The following is a 266-nucleotide window of genomic DNA, read 5'->3' as shown; positions in this document are numbered from 1 at the left end:
AAGTGCTTTTTACTAGCTTGACTAGGCTTATCGCAAGTTAATACGTCCTTCATCGCCTCCAACTGCCAAGGCATCCACCGTGTACGCTTAGTCACTTAACCATACAACCCAAACGGGTCTTGCTTTCGCAATACTAAACAGTAAAGTTTAGTCATACGTTAGTGACAGTTTAACTTCGCCAGAAGTTAATATTGAATACTAAAGTAGATACCAATCAACAAACAAAACGTTCATTAAATGGCACTGAATGATACTGCTATCATTCT

At 38.7% G+C, this 266-nt stretch carries 1 rRNA gene; it reads right to left on the bottom strand.

The window, feature by feature from the left end:
- Positions 1-101 (bottom strand): 23S ribosomal RNA (locus H5200_RS23600); the annotation flags it as partial.
- Positions 102-266 lie beyond the last annotated feature (165 nt).

Source organism: Pseudoalteromonas sp. SG43-7 (assembly GCF_014164295.1).
GTDB lineage: Bacteria > Pseudomonadota > Gammaproteobacteria > Enterobacterales > Alteromonadaceae > Pseudoalteromonas > Pseudoalteromonas rhizosphaerae.
The sequence above is the reverse complement of the archived record's forward strand: the minus strand, read 5'-3'. Positions and strand labels throughout refer to the sequence as shown.